The 23889-nt window shown below is 71.6% G+C and carries 25 protein-coding genes and 1 riboswitch; of the genes, 11 read left to right on the top strand and 14 right to left on the bottom strand.

Annotated elements, in window-relative coordinates; genetic code table 11:
• Nucleotides 1-68 precede the first annotated feature (68 nt).
• Nucleotides 69-1523, top strand: coding sequence for a protoporphyrinogen oxidase (gene hemG, locus Aph01nite_RS25610; RefSeq protein WP_204043533.1), 1455 nt, complete (start codon nucleotides 69-71; stop codon nucleotides 1521-1523).
• On the top strand, nucleotides 1477-2190 hold the full coding sequence (hemQ, locus tag Aph01nite_RS25605) for a hydrogen peroxide-dependent heme synthase (RefSeq protein WP_204043532.1): 714 nt from the start codon (nucleotides 1477-1479) through the stop codon (nucleotides 2188-2190). Before hemG ends, hemQ begins: the two co-directional genes overlap by 47 nt.
• Here the strand turns inward: hemQ and Aph01nite_RS25600 are convergent.
• From Aph01nite_RS25600 to Aph01nite_RS25590, 3 genes are all read right to left on the bottom strand, one after another.
• Nucleotides 2162-2665, bottom strand: a complete 504-nt coding sequence (locus Aph01nite_RS25600) for a hypothetical protein (protein ID WP_204043531.1) — start codon at nucleotides 2663-2665, stop codon at nucleotides 2162-2164. The genes hemQ and Aph01nite_RS25600 overlap by 29 nt on opposite strands.
• Before the next feature lie 89 nt (nucleotides 2666-2754).
• Nucleotides 2755-3396 (bottom strand): response regulator transcription factor, encoded by a 642-nt coding sequence (locus tag Aph01nite_RS25595; RefSeq protein WP_204043530.1) that lies wholly within the window; start codon nucleotides 3394-3396, stop codon nucleotides 2755-2757.
• On the bottom strand, nucleotides 3393-5255 hold the full coding sequence (locus tag Aph01nite_RS25590; protein WP_204043529.1) for a sensor histidine kinase: 1863 nt from the start codon (nucleotides 5253-5255) through the stop codon (nucleotides 3393-3395). Before Aph01nite_RS25590 ends, Aph01nite_RS25595 begins: the two co-directional genes overlap by 4 nt.
• A gap of 219 nt (nucleotides 5256-5474) precedes the next feature.
• Here Aph01nite_RS25590 and Aph01nite_RS25585 point away from each other — a divergent pair, with 219 nt between their 5' ends.
• Nucleotides 5475-5981 (top strand): hypothetical protein, encoded by a 507-nt coding sequence (locus tag Aph01nite_RS25585; RefSeq protein WP_204043528.1) that lies wholly within the window; start codon nucleotides 5475-5477, stop codon nucleotides 5979-5981.
• Here Aph01nite_RS25585 and msrB read toward each other — a convergent pair.
• Nucleotides 5978-6376, bottom strand: a complete 399-nt coding sequence (gene msrB / locus Aph01nite_RS25580; RefSeq protein ID WP_204043527.1) for a peptide-methionine (R)-S-oxide reductase MsrB — start codon at nucleotides 6374-6376, stop codon at nucleotides 5978-5980. The genes Aph01nite_RS25585 and msrB overlap by 4 nt on opposite strands.
• Nucleotides 6377-6499: 123 nt before the next feature.
• Here msrB and ligD point away from each other — a divergent pair, with 123 nt between their 5' ends.
• A complete protein-coding gene (gene ligD, locus Aph01nite_RS25575) occupies nucleotides 6500-7501 on the top strand; it encodes a non-homologous end-joining DNA ligase (RefSeq protein WP_204043526.1) in 1002 nt (333 codons plus the stop codon).
• On the opposite strand, the gene Aph01nite_RS25570 is transcribed toward ligD, so the two are convergent.
• Nucleotides 7435-7959 carry a hypothetical protein gene (locus Aph01nite_RS25570; RefSeq protein ID WP_204043525.1) on the bottom strand — a complete coding sequence of 175 codons (525 nt, stop codon included), beginning with the start codon at nucleotides 7957-7959 and terminating at the stop codon, nucleotides 7435-7437. The two genes, ligD and Aph01nite_RS25570, sit on opposite strands and share 67 nt — an antisense overlap.
• A 185-nt stretch (nucleotides 7960-8144) precedes the next feature.
• On the opposite strand from Aph01nite_RS25570, the gene glgX reads away from it, so the two are divergent.
• Nucleotides 8145-10259, top strand: coding sequence for a glycogen debranching protein GlgX (glgX, locus tag Aph01nite_RS25565; RefSeq protein ID WP_204043524.1), 2115 nt, complete (start codon nucleotides 8145-8147; stop codon nucleotides 10257-10259).
• Here glgX and Aph01nite_RS25560 read toward each other — a convergent pair.
• Entirely contained in the window at nucleotides 10256-10657 is a 402-nt protein-coding gene (locus Aph01nite_RS25560; RefSeq protein ID WP_204043523.1) for a hypothetical protein, read from the bottom strand. The two genes, glgX and Aph01nite_RS25560, sit on opposite strands and share 4 nt — an antisense overlap.
• A 151-nt stretch (nucleotides 10658-10808) precedes the next feature.
• Between Aph01nite_RS25560 and Aph01nite_RS25555 the strand changes: the two genes are divergently transcribed.
• A complete protein-coding gene (locus Aph01nite_RS25555; protein ID WP_204043522.1) occupies nucleotides 10809-11534 on the top strand; it encodes a pyrimidine reductase family protein in 726 nt (241 codons plus the stop codon).
• A complete protein-coding gene (locus Aph01nite_RS25550) occupies nucleotides 11531-12637 on the top strand; it encodes an ATP-dependent DNA ligase (protein ID WP_239161970.1) in 1107 nt (368 codons plus the stop codon). Before Aph01nite_RS25555 ends, Aph01nite_RS25550 begins: the two co-directional genes overlap by 4 nt.
• A 53-nt stretch (nucleotides 12638-12690) precedes the next feature.
• Here the strand turns inward: Aph01nite_RS25550 and Aph01nite_RS25545 are convergent, their stop codons facing one another.
• From Aph01nite_RS25545 to Aph01nite_RS25515, 7 genes are all read right to left on the bottom strand, one after another.
• On the bottom strand, nucleotides 12691-13119 hold the full coding sequence (locus Aph01nite_RS25545) for an OsmC family protein (RefSeq protein ID WP_204043521.1): 429 nt from the start codon (nucleotides 13117-13119) through the stop codon (nucleotides 12691-12693).
• A 60-nt stretch (nucleotides 13120-13179) separates the two neighbouring features.
• A complete protein-coding gene (locus tag Aph01nite_RS25540; protein WP_204043520.1) occupies nucleotides 13180-13974 on the bottom strand; it encodes an ABC transporter ATP-binding protein in 795 nt (264 codons plus the stop codon).
• Nucleotides 13971-14795 (bottom strand): ABC transporter permease, encoded by an 825-nt coding sequence (locus Aph01nite_RS25535; RefSeq protein ID WP_204043519.1) that lies wholly within the window; start codon nucleotides 14793-14795, stop codon nucleotides 13971-13973. The genes Aph01nite_RS25540 and Aph01nite_RS25535 overlap by 4 nt, the downstream gene beginning before the upstream one ends.
• Before the next feature lie 4 nt (nucleotides 14796-14799).
• A complete protein-coding gene (locus tag Aph01nite_RS25530; RefSeq protein ID WP_204043518.1) occupies nucleotides 14800-15786 on the bottom strand; it encodes an ABC transporter substrate-binding protein in 987 nt (328 codons plus the stop codon).
• A complete protein-coding gene (locus Aph01nite_RS25525; RefSeq protein WP_204043517.1) occupies nucleotides 15786-16907 on the bottom strand; it encodes an agmatinase family protein in 1122 nt (373 codons plus the stop codon). Before Aph01nite_RS25525 ends, Aph01nite_RS25530 begins: the two co-directional genes overlap by 1 nt.
• Nucleotides 16908-16957: 50 nt before the next feature.
• A riboswitch (guanidine-I (ykkC/yxkD leader) is annotated at nucleotides 16958-17063 on the bottom strand.
• A gap of 132 nt (nucleotides 17064-17195) precedes the next feature.
• A complete protein-coding gene (locus Aph01nite_RS25520) occupies nucleotides 17196-17891 on the bottom strand; it encodes a haloacid dehalogenase-like hydrolase (protein WP_204043516.1) in 696 nt (231 codons plus the stop codon).
• On the bottom strand, nucleotides 17884-19494 hold the full coding sequence (locus tag Aph01nite_RS25515; protein WP_204043515.1) for an isovaleryl-CoA dehydrogenase: 1611 nt from the start codon (nucleotides 19492-19494) through the stop codon (nucleotides 17884-17886). The genes Aph01nite_RS25520 and Aph01nite_RS25515 overlap by 8 nt, the downstream gene beginning before the upstream one ends.
• 107 nt (nucleotides 19495-19601) lie before the next feature.
• Between Aph01nite_RS25515 and Aph01nite_RS25510 the strand changes: the two genes are divergently transcribed.
• From Aph01nite_RS25510 to Aph01nite_RS25495, 4 genes are all read left to right on the top strand, one after another.
• Entirely contained in the window at nucleotides 19602-20153 is a 552-nt protein-coding gene (locus Aph01nite_RS25510; RefSeq protein WP_204043514.1) for a sigma-70 family RNA polymerase sigma factor, read from the top strand.
• Between the two features lie 10 nt (nucleotides 20154-20163).
• Nucleotides 20164-21045: a maleylpyruvate isomerase N-terminal domain-containing protein gene (locus Aph01nite_RS25505; RefSeq protein WP_204043513.1), complete on the top strand. Its 882-nt coding sequence runs from the start codon at nucleotides 20164-20166 to the stop codon at nucleotides 21043-21045.
• A gap of 84 nt (nucleotides 21046-21129) precedes the next feature.
• On the top strand, nucleotides 21130-21708 hold the full coding sequence (locus tag Aph01nite_RS25500) for an ArsR/SmtB family transcription factor (protein ID WP_239161975.1): 579 nt from the start codon (nucleotides 21130-21132) through the stop codon (nucleotides 21706-21708).
• Entirely contained in the window at nucleotides 21705-22367 is a 663-nt protein-coding gene (locus Aph01nite_RS25495) for an SRPBCC family protein (protein ID WP_204043511.1), read from the top strand. Before Aph01nite_RS25500 ends, Aph01nite_RS25495 begins: the two co-directional genes overlap by 4 nt.
• Here Aph01nite_RS25495 and Aph01nite_RS25490 read toward each other — a convergent pair.
• Entirely contained in the window at nucleotides 22357-23859 is a 1503-nt protein-coding gene (locus Aph01nite_RS25490) for an ankyrin repeat domain-containing protein (RefSeq protein ID WP_239161969.1), read from the bottom strand. The genes Aph01nite_RS25495 and Aph01nite_RS25490 overlap by 11 nt on opposite strands.
• Nucleotides 23860-23889: the final 30 nt, after the last annotated feature.

The raw sequence follows: 23889 nt of genomic DNA, 5'->3' as shown, positions 1-23889 counted from the left end.
CTGTCACGGCTCCCCTGAGCACGGACGCGATAAGGGACCGGCGGGGGCGGCCGGTAGCGTTGGTCGGCATGGGGACGGACAAGCACGTCGTGATCGTGGGGGCGGGCATCGCCGGACTGGCGGCGGCGTGGTTCCTCCGGTCGGAGGGCGGCCCGCGGCTGCGGATCACGGTCCTGGAGGGCGGCTCCCGGATCGGCGGCAAACTCCACGCCTCCGAGGTGGCGGGAGTGCTGATCGACGCGGGCGCGGAGTCCATGCTGGCGCGCCGCCCGGAGGGCAGGGAGCTGGTCGCCTCGATCGGTCTCGCGGACCGGCTGGTCGACCCCGGCACCACCCGGTCGTCCATCCTGTCGCGGGGCGAGCTGCGCCCGATGCCCGCGGGCCAGGTCATGGGCGTGCCGTCCGACCTGGACGCGCTGGCCGCCTCGGGCATCCTGTCGGCGGACGGCCTGGCCCGGGTGCCCATGGACCGCGTCCTGCCCGCCACGCCGCTCGACGCCGACGTCTCCGTGGCCGAGTACGTCACGGCCAGGATGGGCGAGGAGATCGTCGACCGCCTGGTCGAGCCGCTGCTGGGCGGCGTGTACGCGGGACGGGCCGACCGGCTCTCCCTGGACGCCACCATGCCGGCCATCGCCGCCGCGGCCAGGAAGGAACGCTCCCTGCTGCGCGCGGCCGAGGACCTCGTGGCCGCCGCCCCGAAGAACGCGGGACCGGTCTTCACCACCCTCGACGGCGGCCTCGGCGGCCTGCCCCCCGCCCTGGCCGAAGCCTCCGGCGCGCAGGTCAGGACCGGGGTCATGGTGCGCGGCCTGCGCCGGGCCCCGGCGGGCTGGCGGCTCGTCACCGGCCCCACCAGGGACGAGGCCGTGGTCGAGGCCGACGCCGTCGTGCTGGCCGTACCCGCGGCTCCCGCCGCGCGGCTCCTGAGCCATGACGTGCCCGCCGCCGCGGCCGAACTCGCCCGGATCGAGTACGCCAGCATGGCCATCATCACCCTCGCCTACGCCCGGGACGCCGCTCCGTCCCTCCCCGGGGGCAGCGGCTACCTCGTGCCGCCCGTCGAGGGACGCGCGGTCAAGGCCGTCACCTTCAGCACCAGCAAGTGGCCGTACCTGGCCGAGGCCGGGGTCGTCCTGGTCCGCTGCTCCATCGGCCGGGTCGGCGAGGAGCGGCTGCTCCAGCGCGACGACGCCGAGCTGGTCGCCCTCGCCACGGCCGAGCTGGCCGAGACCGCCGGCCTGCGCGGCGTGCCGATCGACTCGCGGGTCAGCAGGTGGGGCGGCGGCCTGCCGCAGTACCACGTCGGCCATCTCGACCGCGTCGCGCGCGTCTTCGCCGCCGTGGCCGAGCAGCCCGGGCTGGCCGTCTGCGGGGCCGCCTACGACGGCCTCGGCGTGCCCGCCACGGTGGGCACGGCCAGGAGAGCAGCATCCCGGATTCTGGAGCACCTGGGCCCGGGGGGAGAATGGCAGCATGACGGACGGCACCCAGGCGAGCGCGCCGCGACCCCGAGCGCGTGACCTCAACAACGTGATCCGCTACACCATGTGGTCGGTCTTCCGGCTGCGCGACGCGCTCCCGGGCAACCGCGAGGCGGTCGCCGAGGAAGTGGCCGAGCTGCTGGCCCAGTCGGAGCAGAAGGACGTGGTCACCCGCGGCGTCTACGACGTGGCCGGGTTCCGCGCCGACGCCGACTTCATGCTCTGGTGGCACGCGCCGTCGGCGGAGGACCTCCAGGAGGTGTACGGCAGGTTCCGCCGTACCGCCCTGGGCCGGGCGAGCGAGCCGGTCTGGTCGGCGATGGCCCTCCACCGGCCGGCCGAGTTCAACAAGTCGCACATCCCCGCGTTCCTCGCCGAGGAGGAGCCGAAGGGCTTCGTCTGCGTCTACCCGTTCGTCCGGTCGCTGGACTGGTACCTGCTGGAGGACTCCGAGCGCCGCGCCATGCTCGCCGAGCACGGCAAGATGGCGCGGGACTACCCGGACGTGCGCTCCAACACCGTCGCCTGCTTCGCGTTGAACGACTTCGAGTGGATGCTGGCCTTCGAGGCCGACGAACTGCACCGCATCGTCGACCTGATGCGCCACCTGCGCGGCGCGGAGGCCCGGCGGCACACCCGGATCGAGATCCCGTTCTACACCGGCACGCGCAAGCCGGTCAGCGAACTGGTCGCCGCCCTCCCGTAGCCAGGAACGCCCACAGCGCCGCCTCCACCAGCGGTCCCGCCGCGCCGGCCACCATGGCCAGCGGCAGGGCCGCCGGGATGGCGACGCCCAGCGGGCGGCTCCGCCGGAACGCGGCCACGCCCATCAGCACGCCCCCGGCCAGCCACAGCGCCAGGCCCGGCAGGAACAGCAGCCCCACCGGCTCCGGCGGCTCGTCGGCCAGGACGAGCGTGAGCCCGACCGGGATCGCGAGCAATCCGTGCGCGATCGCGTACAGGACGCTGCCCACGGTCCCGATCCTGCCCCATCCCGGGTTCGCCCGCCGTACGGCCAGCACGGCCGGGACCGCGCCGACCAGGTAGAGCGCGTACGCCGCCTCGATCAGGTAGTCGCCCGCCCCCGCGAACGGCACCACCTGCGGCCGGATCACCTGGGTGGCCCCCAGCACCGCCGACGCTCCCGCCGCCACCCACGGCCATCGCCCTGCTCCGGACATGTCATCCTCCTCCATCGGATACCGGAGTCCAGGCTCGGGCGCGGCCGTTCCCGCCCACCAGGGCGGATGATCCCGGCGATCCGGGAGCGCTATGGGAGGCCGAGGCCCGCCGTACGGGCGCGTTCGACGGCTTCGGCGCGGTCGCGGGCCGGGAGCTTGGGCAGGATGGCCGAGACGGTGTTGGCCACGGTCTTCGGGCTCAGGTGGAGCCGCCGGGCGATCGCCTGGTTGCCGAGGCCCTTCGCGAGCAGGTCGAGGACCTCCCGCTCCCGCTGGGTGAGCTGCGGGAACGGGGGAGGGGCCGCGGCGGGCGGGGCGTGCAGCAGGGTGATCAGGGCGTCGGCCGCCCCCTGGCCGAAGACCGCCTGCCCGCGGGCGGCCGCGCGCACGGCGGCGATCACGTCCTCCTGGCCGGAGTGCTTGAGCAGGTAACCCCGGGCCCCGGCGCGTACGGCGGCCAGCAGCGAGAGATCGTCGTCCGCCATGGTGAGCATGACCACCGTGGGCGGGGACGGCTCCCCGGTCAGCCGGCGGGTGGCCTCGACCCCGTCCATGACCGGCATCGCGATGTCCATCAGGACCACGTCCACCGCGTGCTCGCGCACCGCGCGCAGAGCCTGCGCGCCGTCCTCGGCGACGGCCACGACCTCGATCCCGTCCACGGTGGACATCAGGGCGCGCAGGCCGTCCCGGACCACCGGGTGGTCGTCCACGACCAGGAGCCGGATCATGCGGGGAGCCAGGCGCGCACGACGGTCCCCGCCGGACCGGATTCGACGGTGAACGTGCCGTCCAGCTCCTCGACGCGTTCCCGCATCGAGGTCAGCCCGACCCCCGGCCGGGCGTCGGGCGGCAGGCCGGGGCCGTCGTCGGTCACCATGATCTCAAAGCCTTTCCGCGCCGGGCGGAGCCGGACCGCGCAGCGGGTGGGGGCGGCGTGCCGTACCGCGTTGGCGAGGGCCTCGCGGGCGACGAAGTAGAGGGCGACCTCGGCGGCGGCGGTGAGGCGGGCGGTGTCGCCGATGGTGACGTCCACCCGCAGGCCGCCCGCGCGCAGGTCGGCGGCGGACTGCTCGACCGCCCGGGCCAGGCCCAGCTGGGAGAGCTCGGGCGGGCGCAGGCCGCGCACCAGGCCGCGTACGCCCGCGCCGGCCTCGTGGACCTGGGCGCGGATCTGGGTGAGCAGGCCGCGCGTCCGGTCCGGGTCGGCGGCTAGCGCGTTGCCCGCCGCGTCCACGGTGAAGCCGATGCCGGCCAGGACCGGGCCGAGCCCGTCGTGCAGGTCCCTGCTGATGCGCCGGCGCTCCTCCTCCCTGGCGGTGACCAGCAGCAGCCGCGACCGCTGGAGCGCCGCCGCGCGGTGGGCGGCGGCCAGCGCGGCCCCCGCCTGCAGGGCGAGCTGGGCCAGGACCCGCCGGTCGCCCTGGGACTCCCGGGAGACCAGCACGGCGCCGAGCTCCTCGCCCTGGAAGCGGAGCGGGACCGACAGCGTCACGGGCTCCGGCCGCCCCCGTTCGACGATCTTCAAGGGCTCGTCGTGGCCGCCCAGTTCGATCCGCGCGTACGGCGGCCCGACGGCTTCGACCACCGCGTCCCCGACGGCCGCCAGGATGCCGGCCGGGTCGGAGGTGCCGGAGAGGCGGCGGGCCAGCCGGGCGAAGACCTCCTGCGGGTCGGATCGCCTGCCGTACAGGATGCGGCCGGCGGCGCGGCGGAGCCAGTGGTGCAACGGCTCGACGGCGGCGGCCACGGCGACCGTGCCGGCGACGCCGCTGCCGGTGAGGCGGGCGATCAGGGCGTACAGGCCGGTGAGGGCCACGGCGAGCAGGGCGAAGGTGAGGAAGCGGCGGAGCGGCAGGCTGGTCTCGTAGAGGTCGTGGCGGAGCATGGCGACGGCCACGCAGACGGGCAGGGCCAGGATGAACGGCACGCCCGCGCCGGGCAGCGGCACCAGCGCGGGCAGGAACGCGCCGGCCACGGCCAGCACCGCGCCCACGCAGATCCACAGCAGCTGCAGCCGGAGCGGGCCGCGGGCCCTGGCCGTGCGCACCAGCAGCCCGGCGGCGGACAGCACCGCGATGGCGGCCAGGGTGCCCGTGATGGGCACGAAGAACAGCTTGAGCGGGCGCAGCGCCTCGACGGCGAACGGGCTGGTGCCCGTGTCGGGCGGGATGAGCGCGACGACGGCGCTGAACAGGGTGGTCGCGATGATCGCGGCCGCCGCCACCGGCCGCCAGCGGGGGCTGGGCAGCTTTCCGTCCGGCACCAGCAACAGCAGCAGCGTGCAGCCGGCCAGCAGCGGCGGAGCCCAGGTGAGGGCGGCGATCCAGAGCGCCCAGTCGGCCGCGGGCCAGTCCGGGCGGGAGCCGTACGCGTCGGCGGCGTAGGCGACCGCGCTGAGGCCCGCCAGCAGGCAGAGCGGCCCGACCGCGCCGCCTTTGCGATGGCTGACCAGGTACGCCCCGAGCGGGGTGAAGCCCAGCGCCAGCGCGGCGTCGACCGGGTCGCCCGGCTGGATCACGATTCCCGCGGCAACCAGCACGCACGACAGCCCGAACACACCCCAGGCCAGACCCGATCTCACGCTCACGGGACCCATTGGCTCATCATCGCGTTCCCGCCGTCAGGTGACGATATTCCCGTCATTCCGGGAAGGCGTGACAGGCGGGTACGGGCATGCCCGTTCCGCATGTTTGCCGGTCACGATCTCGGCTTCCTTGCGATACTCGGACGAAATCCCACGTTGCGAGGGGCGATGTCTGCCGGGGTGGCACGTTCCAGAGGAAGACGGCGGCGTAAACGGTCGAGAATGGCCGAAATCAGTGTCGGAGTGGCCTGCCTGGCCTTGGGCGGCGCGGCCGTGGCGCTGCCGCTGCTGCGGCCGGATGCCCCGGATGCCCCGGTCGCCACGGCATCCGCCACGCCGGCCGAGCTGGACGTGGCCGACGTCGGCCAGAGCGAACAGCCGGAACCTGCGGTGACGAAGGCCGCCGGCAAGTCGAAATACACCAGCGAATCGGCTGTCGCCTATTTCAACGAACACTGGTCCGACAAGACGAACGGCCGGGTGACCGATATCCGGACCACCGGCCGCTACCTGCGGATATATACGAATCTGCCGGAGAGCGCGAACAACTCGAAGACGGCTCTCCGGCTCTGTGAACGCGGCCTGCTCTACCTCGCCTCAACCGGCGAGCGCGATCCCGTCGTGTTCGTCCAGGCCGAGTTCGGCGAGAACGGCAATCCCGTGCTCGCCAACATCCTCGGCCGGGACGATCGTGACTGCCGCGTCACCCACCCGGAGCCGCGCTCCTAGGCGGGCTTGAGGGTGAGGCTCACCGAGTTGATGCAGTACCGGTCGTCGGTCGGGGTCGGGTAGCCCTCGCCGTGGAAGACGTGACCCAGGTGGGAGTCACAGGTCGCGCAGCGCACCTCGACGCGGACCATGCCGAGGCTGCGGTCCTCGATCAGGGTGACGGCGTCGGACTCGCTCGGCTCGAAGAACGACGGCCAGCCGCAGTGCGACTCGAACTTGGTGTCGGACCGGAACAGCTCGGCCCCGCACGCCCGGCAGCTGTAGACGCCCTCGGTCTTGGTGTCGACGTACTCCCCGGTGAAGGGCCGCTCGGTCCCGGCCTGCCGCAGCACCCGGAACTCCTCGGGCGACAGCTGCACACGCCACTCGGCCTCGCTCTTGACCACCTTGTTCATGCTCACCAGCCTTGTTCGTCGGATTCACCTGAGTCAACCGGAACCCGCCGCGGAAACTTCCCCGCCCCGGCGGGTGCGATCAAGCCCGCCGTAGGACTGTCAACAGTGGGTATCGTCCGGGTTATGGCATCGCCGTTTATCGAACTCGACGTCGGGGGGCGGACCGTCAAGGTCAGCAACCCGGACAAGATCTACTTCCCGGGCATCGGCGCGACCAAGCGCGAGCTGGTGGAGTACTACGTGAGCGTCGGCGACGGCGTGCTGCGCGCGGTGCGCGACCGCCCGACGTACCTGAAACGCCATCCCGATGGCGTCGAAACCGATGCGATCTACCAGAAGCGCATGCCCAAGCATCCCGACTGGATCGACACGGTGACCGTGCGGTTCCCCAGTGGCCGTACGGCTGACGCCTTCTGTCCCGCCGAGGTCGCCGCGATCGCCTGGTGCGCCAACTTGGGGACGATCGACTTCCACCCGTGGCACGCGCGGAGCGCGGACCTCGAACACCCCGACGAGCTGCGGATCGACATCGACCCCCAGCCGGGGACCGGGTTCGACCAGGCCAGGAAGGTGGCGTTCACGGCCAGGGACGTGCTCGACGAACTCGGGCTGACCGGGTTCCCGAAGACCTCCGGCAACCGCGGCGTGCACATCGCCGTCCGGATCGAGCCGCGCTGGACCTTCACCGAGGTCAGGTACGCGGCGATCGCCTTCGCCCGGGAGGTGGAACGCCGCGCGCCCGACCTGGCCACCACCGCCTGGTGGAAGGAGGAACGCGGCGAACGCGTCTTCATCGACTTCAACCAGAACGCCCGCGACCGCACGGTCGCCAGCGCGTACTCGGTGCGCGCCAAGCCGGACGCGACGGTGTCCGCCCCCGTGACGTGGGAGGAGCTGGCCGACTGCGACCCGCGCGACTTCGACATCAGGACGATGCCGGAGCGTTTCGCGAAGCTGGGCGACGTGCAGCGGGCGATCGACGACCAGGCGTTCTCGCTGGAGGGCCTGCTCGGCATGTACGAGGAGGACGGCCGGGGCGACATGCCGTACCCGCCGAACTATCCGAAGATGCCCGGGGAGCCGAAACGGGTCCAGCCGTCCAAGGCGCGGCCCGACACCGAGTGAACCGGGCTCGGGGAGGGCGCGCGGTAGCGGAACTTGGCGCGCAGGTCGGGGGCGCGCGCGGGGCTGACGGCGCGGGAGGCCAGGCCCCACGTGTCGATCACCGAGTCGTCGGCGAAGACGCAGAAGGGGATGGGCCTGGCGTCGGCGTCGTCGATCGGGTACCAGCCCGCGGGGTCCGATTTGCCGCCCAGGGCCAGGCAGTACCCGATGTCGGGGTTGATCGCGCTGTCGACGCGCGGGGGCGGCGGGCTGTGGACGTACGCGACGGCGGCCAGGGTGGCGCGCGGGGACGCCAGGGTGGCGGCGCCGATCAGCACGTGGCCGCCGCCGGGGGCGCGGAAGACGCACATGGGCCGTTCGACGGTGGGGGCCTCGGGGTCCCTCGGCACGTAGGTCCGCACGGTCCCGCCCTGGTCGCGGCACCAGCTTTCCGGAGTTATGCGGTGGAATGCGGCCATAAGGGCTATGGTGGGCGTTTCGTGAGCGCAGCCGAGCAGCAGAATGCCGCCCGACAGCAGGGGAAGAAACCCTGCGTACCTCATGAGCTCCCCCGATGCTCGTCGATACGGACTGCCAAAACAGACTATCGACCGGGAAATTGACGGGGTGCAGAAGGGGGCTCATCAGTGGACAATGGGGATACATGCGCGACGTCTGGCCTGGAGAGCCGTACCCACTCGGCGCCACCTGGGATGGGGTGGGCACGGGATTTTCGGTGTTCTCCGAGATCGCCGACCGGGTGGAGCTCTGCCTCTTCGACGATGACCTGACCGAGACCCGGGTGGATCTGCCGGAGATGGATGGCTTCGTCTGGCACGGCTACCTGCCCGGAGTCATGCCAGGCCAGCGGTACGGCTACCGCGTGCACGGCCCCTACGATCCGCGGCGCGGCCACCGCTGCAACCCGGCGAAACTGCTGCTCGACCCGTACGCGAAGGCGATCGAGGGCGAGGTGCGGTGGCATGAGTCGCTCTTCTCGTACTATCTCGCCGATCCGGGGCGGCTGAACAGCGACGACTCGGGGCCGTACATGCCGAAGAACGTGGTGGTCAATCCGTTCTTCGACTGGGGGAACGACCGGCCGCCGCGCACGCCGTACCACGAGACCGTGATCTACGAGGCCCATGTGAAGGGTCTCACCATGCGCCATCCCCAGGTGCCCGAGCGGGAGCGCGGCACGTACGCGGGACTGGCGCACCCGGCGGTGATCGAGCACCTGCAGTCCATCGGGGTGACCGCCGTCGAGCTGATGCCGGTGCACCAGTTCGTGCCCGAGCACTTCCTGGTGGCGCGCGGCCTCACCAACTACTGGGGCTACAACACGATGGCCTTCCTGGCGCCCCACAACGGCTACGCGAGCGCCGGGCAGCGCGGTGAGCAGGTGCTGGAGTTCAAGGGCATGGTGCGCGCGCTGCACGAGGCGGGCATCGAGGTCATTCTCGACGTGGTCTACAACCACACGGCCGAGGGCGACCACATGGGCCCGACGATGGGCTTCCGGGGGATCGACAACGCGGCCTACTACCGGCTGCTCGACGCGGACAAGCGCTACCACCTGGACTACACCGGCTGCGGCAACTCGCTCAACGTGCGCTCCCCGCACGCGCTCCAGCTGATCATGGACTCGCTGCGGTACTGGGTCCTGGAGATGCACGTGGACGGGTTCCGCTTCGACCTGGCCGCCGCCCTGGCCAGGGAACTGCACGACGTGGACCGGCTGTCGGCGTTCTTCGACCTGATCCAGCAGGATCCGGTCATCTCCCAGGTGAAACTGATCGCGGAGCCGTGGGACGTCGGGCCCGGCGGCTACCAGGTCGGCAACTTCCCGCCGCTCTGGACGGAATGGAACGGGAAATACCGCGACACGGTCCGGGACTACTGGCGCGGCGCCTCGGCCACCATGCCCGAGTTCGCCTCCCGGCTCACCGGCTCCAGCGACCTGTACGCCACGGGCGGCCGCCGCCCGATCGCCTCCATCAACTTCGTCACCGCGCACGACGGCTTCACGCTGAACGACCTCGTGTCGTACAACCACAAGCACAACGAGGCCAACACCGAGCAGAACCGGGACGGCTCCGACGACAACCGGTCCTGGAACTGCGGCGCGGAGGGCCCGGTGGAGGACCCGGAGATCGTCCGGCTGCGCCGCCGGCAGCGGCGCAACTTCCTGGCCACCCTGTTCGTCTCCCAGGGCGTGCCGATGCTCACCGCCGGGGACGAGTTCGGCCGCACCCAGTTCGGCAACAACAACGCCTACTGCCAGGACAACGAGATCTCCTGGGTGGACTGGTCGCTGGCCAGGACCGAGAGCGACCTGCTGGACTTCGTCAGGACCATCGCCGCCTTCCGCCGCGACCACCCGGTCTTCCGCCGCCGCCGCTTCTTCTCCGGCCGCAGGGACTCCGAGGGCATGCGCGACATCGTCTGGCTGACCCCCGCCGGGCGGGAGATGGACCACGGCGACTGGCACGCCGGCTACGCCAAGTCCATCGGCGTGTTCGTGAACGGCGACGCGATCACCGAACCCGGGCCGCGCGGCGAGAAGATCGCCGACGAGTCCTTCCTGCTCCTCATCAACGCCCACCACGAGTCGCTCGCCTTCACCCTGCCGGGCGCCGAGTACGGCCTCAGCTGGCAGGTCGTGCTGGACACGACGGAGGAGCGGGTCAGCGAGGACCCGTTCCCCGACGTGGCCTGGACCTACGGCTCGGACGTCCAGGTCGGCGGGCGCTCCCTGCGCATCCTGCGCGCCGTCTAACGGGGGATCCCCGTCGCCGCCAGCAGGACCAGTACGAACGCGGAGACCCCCGCCAGGCCGTGCAGCGTCACGGCCAGCGTCGGGAACCGCCGCTCGGCCCCGCGGGCGTGCCGGCCGCCGCCCAGCCAGCGGGTGAACATGGTGAAGCCCAGCAGCGCGACCACGGTGAGCACGAAGAAGGCGGCCCAGGCGTACCAGCGCTGGCCGGTGGTCAGGAAGGCGGCCCACACGCCGAGACCGGTGACCGCCAGCACGGGGTGGCTGAAGATCAGCGCGATCGGGAACCGGGTGACCTTCGTGTCCTGGCGGCGGAGGCCGCCGCCGCTGAGCCAGCGGTAGAGCAGATAGATCCCGACGAACGCGGCCAGCAGCCACGCCGCCAAAGCGACAATCGGCACGAATGCCCCCTCCCGATAAGTCTCCCCACCCATCGGTCGCATCTGTCTCGATCCAACACCGATCTTGACATTCGGGTATCAGGAGACATCAAACCGTTACGCGGGGCTACCGGGCTGCCGGACTGTCGGTGGACTGTGCCACTGTAGAAACGTGCGTCAGATACTTCCTCACGCGATCGAGGATCCGGATCTCGTCGCCGCCTACGGTTATCCGCGCTCCCCGTGGCTGCGGCTCAACATGGTGTCCAGCGCCGACGGCGGAGCCTGGCTGAGGGGCGTCTCCGGCGGCCTGTCCGGGGCGGCCGACAAGCGGGTCTTCGGGCTGCTGCGCGGCATGGCCGACGTGGTCCTGGCCGGCGCGCAGACCGCCAGGGCGGAGGGCTACGGGCCGGTCGAGCCGCGGGAGTCCTGGCGCGGCCTCCGGGCCGGCCGCGCGCCGGCGCCGCCGATCGCGGTCGTCACCCGCAGGCTCGACCTCGATCTCGGCGGCCCGCTGTTCACCGCCGCGGCGCCCACCGCGCGGACGATCGTGTTCACCACCGAGGCCGCGCCGAAGGACCGGCGGCTGGAGGCGGCCCGCCACGCCGACGTGATCGTGACCGGCGACGAGCGGGTGGACCTGGGCCGGGCCGTCCGCGAGTTACACGAGCGCGGGCTCGGGCGCGTCCTGTGCGAGGGCGGGCCCCGGCTCAACGCCCAGCTGTCCTCGGCCGGTCTGGTGGACGAACTGTGCCTGACCGTCAGTCCGCTGCTGATCGGCGGTGACGCGGCCCGGATCTTCAACGGGGTCGCCGCCCAGCACGCCCTGGACCTGGCGCACGTGCTGGAGCAAGACGGCTTTCTTTTCTGCCGCTATGTCCGGGAGGGCGCATCATGACGGAGATTTCGGATTTGACGTTGCCGGTGCTGCCACCGGTCTCGCCCATGCTGGCCAAAGCGGTGAAGGGCATGCCGGCGCAGGACGGCTCGCTCTACTACGAGCCCAAGTGGGACGGCTTCCGCTGCATCGTGTTCCGCGACGGCGACGAGGTCTACCTGGGCAGCCGCAACGAGCGCCCGTTCACCCGCTACTTCCCGGAAGTGGTCGAGGCCGTCCGGCGCGAGCTGCCGGAACGCTGCGTGGTGGACGGCGAGATCGTCGTCATGCGCGGCCAGACCCTCGACTTCGACGCCCTCCAGCAGCGCATCCACCCCGCCGCGTCCCGGGTCAAGCTGCTCGCCGAGCAGACGCCCGCCTCCTTCATCGCCTTCGACCTGCTGGCCGTCGGCGAGGAGGACCTGATGGCCGCCCCCTTCGCCGAGCGCCGCGCCCGCCTGGAGGAGATCACCGCCAAGGCCGGCGATTCGGTGCGGCTCACGCCCATCACCACCGTGGAGGAGCGGGCGCTCGAATGGTTCGAGATGTTCGAGGGCGCCGGGCTCGACGGGATCATCGTGAAACCGGCCGGCCTGCCGTACGAGCCGGACAAGCGGACCATGTTCAAGGTCAAGCACGAGCGCACCGCCGACTGCGTGGTCGCCGGCTACCGGGAGCACAAGAGCGGCCCCATCGTGGGCTCCCTGCTGCTGGGGTTGTACGGGGAGGACGGGCGGCTGCACCACGTCGGGGTGTCCGCGTCGTTCCCGATGAAGCGCCGGGAGGAGCTGGTCGCCGAGCTGGCCCCGTACCGGCTCGCCGAGCTGTCGGAGCATCCGTGGGGCGAGTGGGCGTCCTGGGCGCCGAACGGGCCCGGCAACGGCCCGGAGGGGCAGCGGCTGCCCGGCGCGATCTCCCGGTGGAACGCCAAGAAGGACCTGTCCTTCATCCCGCTCCGGCCCGAGCTGGTGATCGAGGTGGCCTACGACCACATGGAGGGGGAGCGGTTCCGGCACACCGCCCAGTTCCGGCGCTGGCGGACCGACCGCACGCCGCAGTCGTGCACGTACGAGCAGCTGGAGAAGCCGATCGCGTACAACCTGGACGACATCCTGGCCCGCTGAGGCCCCGGGAACCGAAACGGCCCCCGTCACTCGCGACGGGGGCCGAACTGGTCCTAGCTGAGCAATTCGGCGTTCAGGGTGATCGTGGTGCCGGTGAGGGCCTTGCTGACCGGGCAGTTGGCCTTGGCCGTCTCGGCCGCCGCCTGGAATTCCTCGGCGGTGAGGCCGGGAACCTGCGCCCGGACGGAGATGACGATGCCGGTGATGCCCTCACCCGGCTGGAACGTCACGTCCGCCTTGGTCTCGACGGACTGCGGCGGGGTCCCCGCCTGAGCCAGCCCGTGCGACAGCGCCATCGAGAAGCAGGACGAGTGGGCCGCCGCGATCAACTCCTCCGGGCTGGTCTTGCCGTTCGCGTCCTGGGAGCGCGAAGCCCACGTCACGTCGAAGGTGCCGACCCCGGAGGTGTCGAGCGACACCGTGCCGGAGCCGTCGAGGAGCGCGCCCTTCCACTGGGTCGTCGCGGTACGCGTGGTCGCCATGGTCGATATCCCTTTCAGTTCAGAGACTGTCACCGCTGACCCTAACGCCGTGGGGTGGGGCTATGCCGAACCGGCATGCCCCTTGCGGGCCTGGGCGGCCTGGTGCGCGCGGTGCTCGGCTCTGACCAGGTCCTCCACGCGGGCGCGCAGCGCCAGGAACGCGGGGCCGCGCCGTACCTCCAGGGTGCGGGGTTCGGGGAGGTCGACGGGGATGTCCTGGCTGATCCGGCCGGGGTCGCTGGACAGGACCAGCACCCGCTGGCCGAGGAAGACGGCCTCCTCGACGTCGTGGGTGACCATGACGACCGTGGTGCCGACGTCCTGCCAGACCTGCCGGATGAACAGCTGCATGTCCTCCTTGGTCTGCACGTCGAGCGCGCCGAAGGGCTCGTCGAGCAGCAGCACCCGCGGCTGGCAGGCCAGCGCCCTGGCGATCGAGACGCGCTGCTGCTGGCCGCCGGAGAGCCGGCCGGGCAGGCTGCCGGCGAAGGCGGTCAGGCCGACCTCCTCCAGCAGCCACCGGACTCGTTCGTCCCGTTCCGCACGGGGCATCCGCATCGACTCCAGGCCGAAGGCGACGTTGCGGGCGACGCTCCGCCACGGGTAGAGCGAGGCCGTCTGGAAGGCCATGCCCCGGTCAGGTCCCGGGCCGAGCACCTCCTGGCCGTCCAGCAGCACCTGGCCGGTCGTCGGGCGGGCCAGCCCGGCGATCAGGCAGAGCAGGGTGGACTTGCCGGATCCGCTGGCCCCGACCACGGTGACGAACTCGCCGGGCTCGATGGCCAGGTCGATGCCGGAGAGCACGGGGACCCCGGGGACGTACTCCCGGCTCACGCCGGTCAGCCGCAACGTCACTGGGACCACCGGCCGACCCGGCCCCGGACCAGGCGGAGCGTGATGTCGATGGTCAGGCCGATCAGCCCGATCACGATGAGGATGGCGAAGATGCGGTCGGTCTGCAGGAAACGCTGCGCCCGCGTGATCCGGTAGCCGAGGCCGGAGGTCGCCGCGATCAGTTCGGCCACGACCACGAAGTTCCAGGCCGCCGCGGCGTTCACCCGCATGGCGTCGAGAATGCCCGGCAGCGCGTACGGGAAGACGACCCGGGAGGCCACCCGGGCCCGGCCCGCGCCGAGGATGGCCGAGACCTCCAGCAGCCGGGCCGGGACCTGCCGGACCACGTCGGCGGTCATCAGCGTGTTGAAGAAGACCACGCCCAGCACGAGCAGCGCGATCTTCGAGGTCTCGCCGATGCCGAGCCAGATGATCAGCAGCGGGATGAAGGCGGAGGCCGGCAGGTAGCGCAGGATGCCGATCACCGGCTCCAGCAGCGGCTGCGCCCAGCCCAGGGTGCCCATCGCGAAGCCGAGCGGCACCGAGATGAGCACGGCCAGGCCGAAGCCCGCGCCGATGCGGCCCAGGCTGGCCAGCAGGTCACCGGGCAGGTCGCCGCTCTCGATCATGGCCAGGCCGGCCGCCCACACGTCCGGCGGGGAGGGCAGGAACGTGTCCGCCACGACGCCGCTCGCGCTCAGCGCCCACCAGGCCACCAGCGGCACCAGGATCGACGCCGCCCGCAGGACCCAGGCGGTCCCGCGGGAGACCTCGGTCTTGAGCAGCTTGACCCGCCGCGCCGCCGTCCTGGGCGCGACCTGCGGCGGGGCGGTGCTCACCATGCGCTCACGGCTGGACCGCCTGCACGAACTTGGGCTCGAACAGGCCGTCCAGCGGCGGGGGGCTGTCCACCAGCTTGGTGGAGACCAGGAATTCGGAGATCAGCTTGGCCTGGGCGGGCAGATCGCTCGCGAACGCCTGCCGGTTCTGCTCCAGACTGAAGATCGTCGTGCCCTTGTCGTACGTCTCGTAGTCGGCGACGCTCACCCCGCCCCGCTTGGCCATGATCTCCAGCGCCTTGGGCCGGTTCGCCGCGATCCACTCGATCGTGTCGAACCAGGTCGAGACCAGGGCCTGCACGGCCTTCTCGTCCCGGCCCAGCAGATCCCTGGTCACCACCAGGTGGTCGGGGATGGCGCCGGGGAAGTCGGCCGAGGTGGCGATGGCCTTGCTGCCCTCCCGCTGGAGCGCGGTCGAGGTGAACGGCGCGAACGCGCCCACGGCGTCCACCTGGCCCGCCACGAACGCGGCCGCCGCCGCGTCCGTCAGCATGGGCGTGAACCGCACGTCCGCCTCGGTCAGGCCCGCCTTGCGCAGCGCGAGCAGCAGCAGATAGTGGTCGACCGTGCCCTGCTCGGCCGCGACCGTCTTGCCCTTGAGGTCGGTCAGCGTCTCGATCCCCGGCCCCGCGATGATCTGGTCGTTGCCGGTGGAGTTGTCGTTCACCAGCACGATGCTCTGCTTCGCGCCGCCGGCGACCGAGGCCAGCGTGTCGTTGAGCGTCTGGCTGTTGGCGTCGATGGTGCCGGTGGCCAGGGCGTTCAGGGAGTCGGTGTAACTGTCGAAATACTTGAGTTCGACCTGCACGCCGTTCTTCTCGAACAGGCCCTGCTCGGCGGCGACCTGCCACGGGAACCAGCCGGGCCACGCGCTGAACCCCAGCGTGATCTTCTGCGCGGCCGGGGCCGCCGAGGGGGCGGCCTCGGGTTCGGCGGCGCAGGCCGTCCCTAACAGGGCGAGGGTGGCCAGGGCGGGCAGTAAGCGACGGAACATCACGCCGCTCCCTTCTTCTTGGGGAGGTGACCCGCGCGGACCAGGCAACCGAGGGTGTCGCAGATCACGCGGGTGGCGATAAGAGAGGTGATGTCGGCGTTGTCGTACGGCGGGGCGCACTCCACCACCTCGATCCCGGCCAGCGGCCGGGCGTCGGCGATGAGCTGGATGAACTTCAGCACCTCACGCGGCAGGAACCCGCCCGGCTCCGGCCAGCCGGTGCCCGGCACGAACGCGGCGTCCAGGCAGTCCACGTCGAACGACAGCCAGACCGCCTCCGCGCCGTCCCAGGCGACCTCCAGCGCGCGTTCGGCCGCGTTCTCGATCCCCATCTCCACGCAGTCGGTCACCGTCATGATCGTCGTCCCGCGCTCGCGGCCCACCTTCACGCCGGGCCGGGGGGCCTGCCAGCCGCCGATGCCGATCTGCACCAGGTTCTTGGCGGGCACGTTGGGGATGTCGGTGGCGTGGAACCACGGCGTGGTGTGCATGCGCTCGTCCAGGTCGGTCTCCTGGGTGTCCACATGCCGGTCGAAGTGGATGATCCCGATGTTGCCGGCGTGGTGCTCGGCGACGCCCCGGACGGTCGGGTAGCCGATGGAGTGGTCGCCGCCGAGGACGACGGGGAACGCGCCGGAGGCGTACACGTGCGAGACGCCCTTCGAGATCTGGTCGAAGGTCTTCTCGATGTTGGCGGGAATGGTGAAGATGTCGCCCAGGTCGCAGACGGTGATGGACTCCCGCAGATCGACCCCCAGCTCGAAGCTGTACGGGCCGTACAGCGCGGAGATCTTCCTGATGCCCTGCGGCCCGAACCGCGTCCCCGACCGGTACGTGGTGCCCCCGTCGAACGGCGCCCCCAGTACGGCGACGTCGTACTCGCCGCACTTTCTGACGTCTTCGACGTAGGGCGCTTTGAGGAAGGTGTTGATGCCGGCGAAGTGCGGCAACTCCCCCCGGGAGAACGTGGGGATCGTGCGGTCCACGATGGAGTCCGCGCCCTGCAGGCCGTACTCCAGGCCGCGGGCGATCTCGCGTTCGTGCATCGTCGTCGGAAGCGACGCCTCACGCTCGACCGCGTACCGGGCCTCGGGTCCGTAGTTGTGGTGGAGATGCCCCACGGTCACTCCTCATCGGGAAAGCCTCAAACAGAGAGGCAGCCTGAATGACTGTCTCCCGGGCTTTTCTCCCGCCGTGGAACGGCCGCCCTCCGGCGACCGCCTGCACCTCTCGGACCAGCCTCCGGCCTCCGGAGCGGAACCCTAGGTGCGCCCCACCCTCCAGGTGAGTCCCCTTCATGACACCGCCGAGCTGTTTCGCCCGTGTTTCTCCCAAGTAGCGGTCAGATGACTCCCGGCAGCGGACATCCTCAGGATTCTGTAGATGGAATCTGCGTAGATTCCATCTACCTACCTACCGATCGCTCGCAGGACGGCGGTGGTGTCGGACAGGTCGGGGAGGACGACGTCGGCGCCGGCGGCCAGGAGGGCGGGGGCGGGGGTGGCGCCGGTGGCTACCGCGACGACTCGGGCGCCGGCGGCGTGGGCGGTGGCGATGTCGCGGAGGGTGTCGCCGACGATGACGGTGTCGGGGCCGCTGTGGCGGTAGCCGAGGTGCTGTTCGGTGCGGTCGAAGGCGTACGCGGGGAGGTCGGTGCGTTCGAAGGCGTCGCCGCCGTACGCGCCGAGGCGGAAGTCGACGTGGTGGTCGAGGCCGAACACCTCCATCTTCAGGACGGCCAGCGGGTAGAGGTTGCCGGTCAGGACCGACTGGCGCACGCCCGGGACGTCGCCCAGCGCGGTCAGCGCGTCGGCCGCGCCGGGCAGCACGTACCCGTTGGCGGCCATGTCGGCGGCACGCGCCCGCAGCTCCAGGGTCAGCAGCTCGATGAAGGCCGCCACCAGGTCGGCGACGGGCTCCACACCGTGGATCCGCATCACCTCCGTCGCGGCGGCCAGTTCCGTACGCCCGTCGAACTGCCAGGGCTGATCCAGTACGAGACCGGTCGCCTTCTGGAACGCCGTGGCGTACGCCGGGCGCGCCACGGAACCGGCGTCGATCAACGTGTGATCGATGTCCCAGAGCACCAGCAGCGGCTCAGCCATGGTGCGGGATGTGGTCGATGATCGCGGTCACGTCGGCGTTCTGCAGGGTGCCGTACGCGCCGGGGTGGTTGCCGGTGAGGCGGGACGCGCAGAAGGCGTCGGCGAGCGGGGCCGGGGCGTGGCGGATCAGGAGGGACGCCTGGAGGAGCAGGGCCATCTGCTGGGCCAGGTGGCGGGCGTCGGACTCGGTGGCGGTGGTGAGGGTCTTCTGGGTGTCGGCGACGGCGGTGGTGACGCGAGGATCGTCGGCCAGGGAGACTTCGGCGAAGAAGGCCTCGACGGATTCGGGCTGGCGGGTGAGCACGCGCATCAGGTCGAGGGCGGCGACGTTGCCGGAGCCCTCCCAGATGCCGTTGAGGGGGGATTCGCGGAACAGGCGGGGCATGCCGGACTCTTCGACGTAGCCGTTGCCGCCGAGGCATTCGAGGGCTTCGGCCGCGTGGCCGGGGGCGCGTTTGCAGATCCAGTACTTGGCGGCGGCCAGTGCCGTACGGCGGAAGAGGCCTTCGGGGGCGGAACCGGCGACGGCGCGGTCGGTGGCGCCGGCGAGGCGCGTCATCAGGAGGGTGGCGGCCTCGGATTCGAGGATGAGGTCGGCGAGGACGTTGCGCATGAGCGGCTGGTCGACGAGCGCGCGGCCGAAGGCGTGGCGGTGGCGGGTGTGGTGGACGGCGCGGGTGACGCCGAGGCGCATGCCGGCCGCGGAGCCGATCACGCAGTCGAGGCGGGTCATGTTGACCATCTCGATGATGGTCCGGACGCCGCGGCCCTCCTCGCCGACGAGGTGGGCGATCGCGCGCGAGTACTCGACCTCGGCGGAGGCGTTCGAACGGTTGCCCAGTTTGTCCTTCAACCGCATCAGGCGCATCGTGTTGAGCGAGCCGTCGGGGAGCACGCGGGGGAGCAGGAAGCAGGACAGGCCGCCGGGCGCCTGCGCGAGGACCAGGAAGGCGTCGCACATCGGGGCGGAGTTGAACCATTTGTGCCCGGTGAGGGCGTAGGTGCCGTCGTCGAGGGGCTCCGCGACGGTGGTCCCGGCGCGTACGTCGGAGCCGCCCTGCTTCTCGGTCATCGCCATTCCGGCGAGCACACCGCGCTTCTCCGACATGGGACGAAGCCCGGAATCGTAGGTACGCGACGCCAGCAACGGCTCCCAGGAAGCGCACAGCTCCGGCGAATGCCGCAACGCGGCCACCGACGCGTACGTCATGGAGATCGGGCACCCGTGCCCGGCCTCGACCTGCGACCACACGAAGAACTTGGCCGCCCGCGCCACATGTGCCCCCGGCCGCGCCGACGTCCACGGCGCCGCGTGCAGCCCGTTCTCGACGGCGACCGCCATCAGTTCGTGCCAGGCCGGATGGAACTCCACCTCGTCGATGCGGTTCCCGTAACGGTCATGCGTCCGCAGCACCGGCGGGTACTCGTTGGCGAGCCGCCCCCACTCCTGCGCCCGCTCGGATCCGCCCAGCACCCCGAGCTGGCGCAGCTCCCCGGCGGCCCAGCCGGCGCCCTCCCGGTCAAGCGACGACAGCAGAGTTGGATCAGCCGAGATATCGTGTCCGACATACGGAGGCGGCTGATTGATCACTTCATGTGTCACTTGATCGACTCCTAACCGGAAATGTCCTCATCCATCTCAACATCTCACGCGAATAGTGCGATGCTCGGGTCGCGCGGACGAACCGATGCTCAGCAGGGGAGGTGCCAGTGGAGGCACCGGTTGTCGACGACCGTCTGCTCCACCAGCGCGTCGTGGGTGGAGACGAGGCCGCCCTCGGCGAACTCTACGACCGCTTCGCCGCACTGATCTTCGGTCTGGCCGTACGCGTGACCCGGGACCGGGCGGTCGCCGAGGACATCGCCCAGGAGGTTTTCGTCACCTTCTGGGAGCGTCCGCTGGCGTACGACCCGGAACGCGGCTCGCTGCGCGCGTGGCTGGCCACGATCGCGCACCGGCGGGCCGTCGATCACGTCCGCGCCGAGGAGCGGCGCAAGGTCAGCGTGCTCGGGCCCCGCGTGTACGAGCGCCCGGGCGAACTGGAGGACACCGTCCTGGCCGCCGACGAGGCGACCCGGGTACGGGAGGCGGTGGCCACCTTGCCCGACGCCCTGCGCGCGGTGATCGAACTCGCGTACTACCAGGGCCGGACCTATCGTCAGGTAGCGGAGGAACTGGCCATCCCGGAGGGGACCGCGAAGTCCCGTATCCGGCTCGGCCTGCGAAAACTCGCCGAATCCCTGGGAGGGGAGCAACCATGAGGAGGCGGCGATGAGTCTTGAACGTCTCTACCTGGACGCTTTGGCCGAGACGCCCGAAGCGCCGTCGTCCCGCGCGCGCCTGCTGGCCGCCGCCGGTTCGCGCCGCCGGCCCGCCGCGTCCGTTCCCGCCTGGGCCTCGCCGTACGCGGGACGGGTGGCCGCCATGGACGCCCTGCTGGCCTCCGCCGAGCGCTGGGACCAGGTCGTCGTCGAAGGCTGGACGCTCCAGGAACTGGTCGCCCACCTGGCCGCCAAGGACGGGCTGCTCGCCGACGCCATCGGCGCCCCCGTGCTCGGCCCTCCGATCGGCGTGAACGAGGCGCTGGCCAGGACCCACGAACTCCAGGACTTCGAGCGGCAGCGCACGCCCGAGCAGACCCGGCATTCCTGGCGCGACCAGGCCGACGCGATCTGCGCCCACCTCCCCGGAGTCGACCCCGACCAGGTCGTGGCCCCGGGCGGCACCCCTTTCGCGATCCGTGACCACCTGCTGGCGCGCATGCTCGAAACCTGGATCCACACCGACGACGCGGCCAACCTCAACGGCCTGCGGCTCCCGCACCCCGTCGCCGAGCACATCCACCCGACCGCCGACTTCTGCGCCCGCCTCGTCCCCTGGACGATGCTCCTGACCGGCTTCGACGCGACATCCCGCACGGTACGGCTCACGCTCACCGGACCCGGCGGCGGTGACTGGCACGTGCCCCTGGACGTGTCCCACGTGGCCGCGCCGTACCGGGGCGAGTCCGCCGACGTCACGCTCACCTGCGACGTCGTCGGCTTCTGCTTCCTGCTCGGCGGCCGTGGCGACGGCTTCACCTGGGATGTCGAAGGCGATCAGTCCCTCGCCGCCGACCTCTTCACCGCCGCCCCGGCCCTGTCCGGCCCCTGATCCTCCCGGCTCAGGCCGCGCCCTCGGGCGTACGCGCAATTGACAGATTATTTTGTCAAATGATTGCATGGGCGGGTGGCTGAGATGGTGCTCATGGACGAGCCGGAGCGGGTGCGGACGGCTCTGTCGCCGCCGCGGCGGCAGATCCTCGAACGCCTGCGTGAACCCGGGTCCGCCGCCCAGGTGGCCGCCGAGCTGGGCCTGCCGCGCCAGCGCGTCGGGTACCACTTCCGGGTGCTGGAGCAGGCCGGGCTGATCGAACTCGTCGAGGAGCGCCCGCGCCGGGGCTGCGTCGAGCGGATCATGCGGGCGAGCGCCAACGCCCTCCTCGTGGACCCCGGGGTGCTCGTCCGGGACGCCTTCACGGCGATCGCCGACCGGCACGCCGCCGAGCACCTGGTCGACGTGGCGGCGGGGACCGTCCGCGACGTGGCCCGGATGAGCGCCGCGGCCGAACGGCAGGGCGTCCGGCTGCTCACCTTCACCCTGGAGGCCGAGGTGCGGTTCGGGGAGCCCGGCGACGTGCACGAGTTCACCGACCAGCTCGCCGCCGCCATCGCCCAGGTGGCCGCGCGGTTCGACCGTCCCGGCGGCCGCCCCTACCGGTTGGTCGCCGGTGGGCACCCGGCGCCCCATCCGTCCCGACCCGAGGAACCCAGATGAGCGAAGAGCGATTCGTCGTTGATGTCACCATCGCCGCGCCGGTGGACGCCGTGTGGCGGGCCCTGCGCGAGCCCGAGGAGATCCGGCGCTGGCACGGCTGGCACTTCGACGGCCTCGACAAGGAGATCGAGGTCATCTACCAGGAGAACGTGACCGAGTCCGCGGCGGAGCGCTGGCTGGAGCTCCAAGGTAAGGACCGCTTCGAGCTGACCGACCTGGGGGAGACGACCCGCCTCAGGCTCACCCGCGCCCCCAAAGGCGACAATCCCGACTGGGACGCCTACTACGACGACATCAACGAGGGCTGGATCACCTTCCTCCACCAGCTCAGGTTCGCCCTCGAACGCCACCCCGCCGCCGACCGCCGCACCGTCTTCTCCTCCGGTACGGCTCCCGCCGACGTCTTCGACCTGGCCGGCCTCACGGCCGTCGCCGACCTGCCCCCGGGCACCCCGTACGCGGCGGGCGGCCTGACCGGCGAGATCTGGTACCGCTCGGCCAACCAACTCGGCGTGACCGTGGCCGAATGGGGCGACGGCCTCCTCGTCGCCGGCCGGGGGAGCGGCGGCAACGCGATGCTCGTCCTCACCACCTACGGCCTCGACGACCCGACCTTCGCCGGCCTCGAAGCCCGCTGGGGTTCCCTGCTCAGTGGGTGAGGTCGGGGAGATCCAGGTTGAGCAGGGTGGCGGCCTCCAGGGCCAGCTCGCGGATGTACTCGTCGTCGGGGTCGTCCTGGTCGGTCTCGCAGAGGACGCGGTGGATGGCGTCGATGGCGCGGCGGTCGTGGCGGGCGGCCAGCGCGGCGGCGGCCTCGGCCGTGGTGCTCAGGTCCGGGTCACTGACGCGGTCGTGGAGCGCTTCCAGGACGGCGTCGCCGTCGAAGCCGTCACCCAGGGCGGCCAGCCCATGGGTGGCGTAGTCGCGGATCTCGGCCGACGGATGCCGGGAGAGGCCGATCAGGCAGGTCAGCCCTTCGGCGTGGCCGGGCGTCAGCACGGCGGACAGGGCGATTGCATCCCGGACGGAGTGCTCCCGGCCCGGCCTGCCGATGATCGCCAGGACCTCGGGCAGCGCTCTCGGGTCGCCCTGCTGCCCCAGCGCCCCCAGCACCGACTCCACGACCCGCGGATCCTGCTCCCGCTCGGCCAGCCCCTGCAACACCGGCAGCGTGCGCTCCAGATACGGCCGGTCGTCGGCCGTGAACCCGAACTGCGACAGCACGTCCACCCCGAAATCCCGGGTCACCGGATCAGACGAGGCGCACAACTCCACCGCCGCCCCGAACGTCTCCTCGTCATGCCGGTTCTGCACCGAATGCACGGCCGCCCACCACGTCTCCCCACCCTCATCCCGATCCCGGTACGGCACGGCCCGCGCCATCAGCTCCGCGACCGGCGTCCGGATGCCCAGCGCGTCCTCCAGGATCGTCGCCACGGCCGCGTGCCCGCGCTGGATGGCCAGCCGGGTGCCGTCCGCCTCGACCTCCACCAGCTCGGTCCCGTCGGCGGCGTGCGACCGGCTGACCACGATCACCCTGCCCTCCTGGTCGGCGGACTCCGCCGACTCCTTCGCCTCGACGTTGGCGTCAATGCGCGAGGTCAGCAGCGCCTCCAGGTCGGCCTCCGACAGCTCCCGCGCGATCTCCAGCGCGGTGAGGCCGCCGTCATCGGGTTTCGCCGGGTCCGCGCCGTGTTCCAGCAGGGACCAGACGATCCCGTACGCCCCGAACCGGGCGGCGGCGGTGAGGGGGGTGTGCGGGCAGCCCGCGTCGGGGTTCGCGCCGCCGTCGAGCAGCACGTCGGCCGTGGCCAGGTGGCCGAGGCCGGCCGCCCAGAGCAGCGCCGTCCAGCCGTCCTCGGCCGCGTCGGGGTTGGCGCCCCCGTCCAGCAGGGCGAGCACGGCCTCGTCGTGGTCCCAGCAGGCGGCGGCGCACAGCGGCAGGCCCTCGTCGGGGCCGTGACTGGGCAGGTCGGGATCCGCGCCGTACTCCAGCAGCAGGCGGATCATGTCGCCGTTGCCGTGCACGGCGGCCTCGTAGAGCGGGGTGGTGCCGCGATCGGGGTTCAGGTCCACGCCCGGGCGGAGCAGCGCACGCACCCGGACCAGGTCGTCTTCCGCCACCGCGGTCATCAGCTCACTGCCTGTCACGGTTCCATCGTCACACAGTCGCGAAGCTCC

The sequence above is a fragment of the Acrocarpospora phusangensis genome, from assembly GCF_016862995.1.
GTDB classification, from domain to species: Bacteria; Actinomycetota; Actinomycetes; order Streptosporangiales; family Streptosporangiaceae; genus Acrocarpospora; species Acrocarpospora phusangensis.
Note: the sequence above shows the minus strand (reverse complement) of the source record. Positions and strands in the feature narration are given on the sequence as shown.

Bases quoted from the DNA above. Each gene is read 5' to 3' on its own strand.
- hemG (WP_204043533.1), top strand. From the start codon at position 69: ATGGGGACGGACAAGCACGTCGTGATCGTGGGGGCGGGCATCGCCGGA.
- hemQ (WP_204043532.1), top strand. From the start codon at position 1,477: ATGACGGACGGCACCCAGGCGAGCGCGCCGCGACCCCGAGCGCGTGAC.
- Aph01nite_RS25600 (WP_204043531.1), bottom strand. From the start codon at position 2,665: ATGTCCGGAGCAGGGCGATGGCCGTGGGTGGCGGCGGGAGCGTCGGCG.
- Aph01nite_RS25595 (WP_204043530.1), bottom strand. From the start codon at position 3,396: ATGATCCGGCTCCTGGTCGTGGACGACCACCCGGTGGTCCGGGACGGC.
- Aph01nite_RS25585 (WP_204043528.1), top strand. From the start codon at position 5,475: ATGGCCGAAATCAGTGTCGGAGTGGCCTGCCTGGCCTTGGGCGGCGCG.
- msrB (WP_204043527.1), bottom strand. From the start codon at position 6,376: ATGAACAAGGTGGTCAAGAGCGAGGCCGAGTGGCGTGTGCAGCTGTCG.
- ligD (WP_204043526.1), top strand. From the start codon at position 6,500: ATGGCATCGCCGTTTATCGAACTCGACGTCGGGGGGCGGACCGTCAAG.
- Aph01nite_RS25570 (WP_204043525.1), bottom strand. From the start codon at position 7,959: ATGGCCGCATTCCACCGCATAACTCCGGAAAGCTGGTGCCGCGACCAG.
- glgX (WP_204043524.1), top strand. From the start codon at position 8,145: ATGCGCGACGTCTGGCCTGGAGAGCCGTACCCACTCGGCGCCACCTGG.
- Aph01nite_RS25550 (WP_239161970.1), top strand. From the start codon at position 11,531: ATGACGGAGATTTCGGATTTGACGTTGCCGGTGCTGCCACCGGTCTCG.
- Aph01nite_RS25545 (WP_204043521.1), bottom strand. From the start codon at position 13,119: ATGGCGACCACGCGTACCGCGACGACCCAGTGGAAGGGCGCGCTCCTC.
- Aph01nite_RS25535 (WP_204043519.1), bottom strand. From the start codon at position 14,795: ATGGTGAGCACCGCCCCGCCGCAGGTCGCGCCCAGGACGGCGGCGCGG.
- Aph01nite_RS25530 (WP_204043518.1), bottom strand. From the start codon at position 15,786: ATGTTCCGTCGCTTACTGCCCGCCCTGGCCACCCTCGCCCTGTTAGGG.
- Aph01nite_RS25520 (WP_204043516.1), bottom strand. From the start codon at position 17,891: ATGGCTGAGCCGCTGCTGGTGCTCTGGGACATCGATCACACGTTGATC.
- Aph01nite_RS25505 (WP_204043513.1), top strand. From the start codon at position 20,164: ATGAGTCTTGAACGTCTCTACCTGGACGCTTTGGCCGAGACGCCCGAA.
- Aph01nite_RS25500 (WP_239161975.1), top strand. From the start codon at position 21,130: ATGGTGCTCATGGACGAGCCGGAGCGGGTGCGGACGGCTCTGTCGCCG.
- Aph01nite_RS25495 (WP_204043511.1), top strand. From the start codon at position 21,705: ATGAGCGAAGAGCGATTCGTCGTTGATGTCACCATCGCCGCGCCGGTG.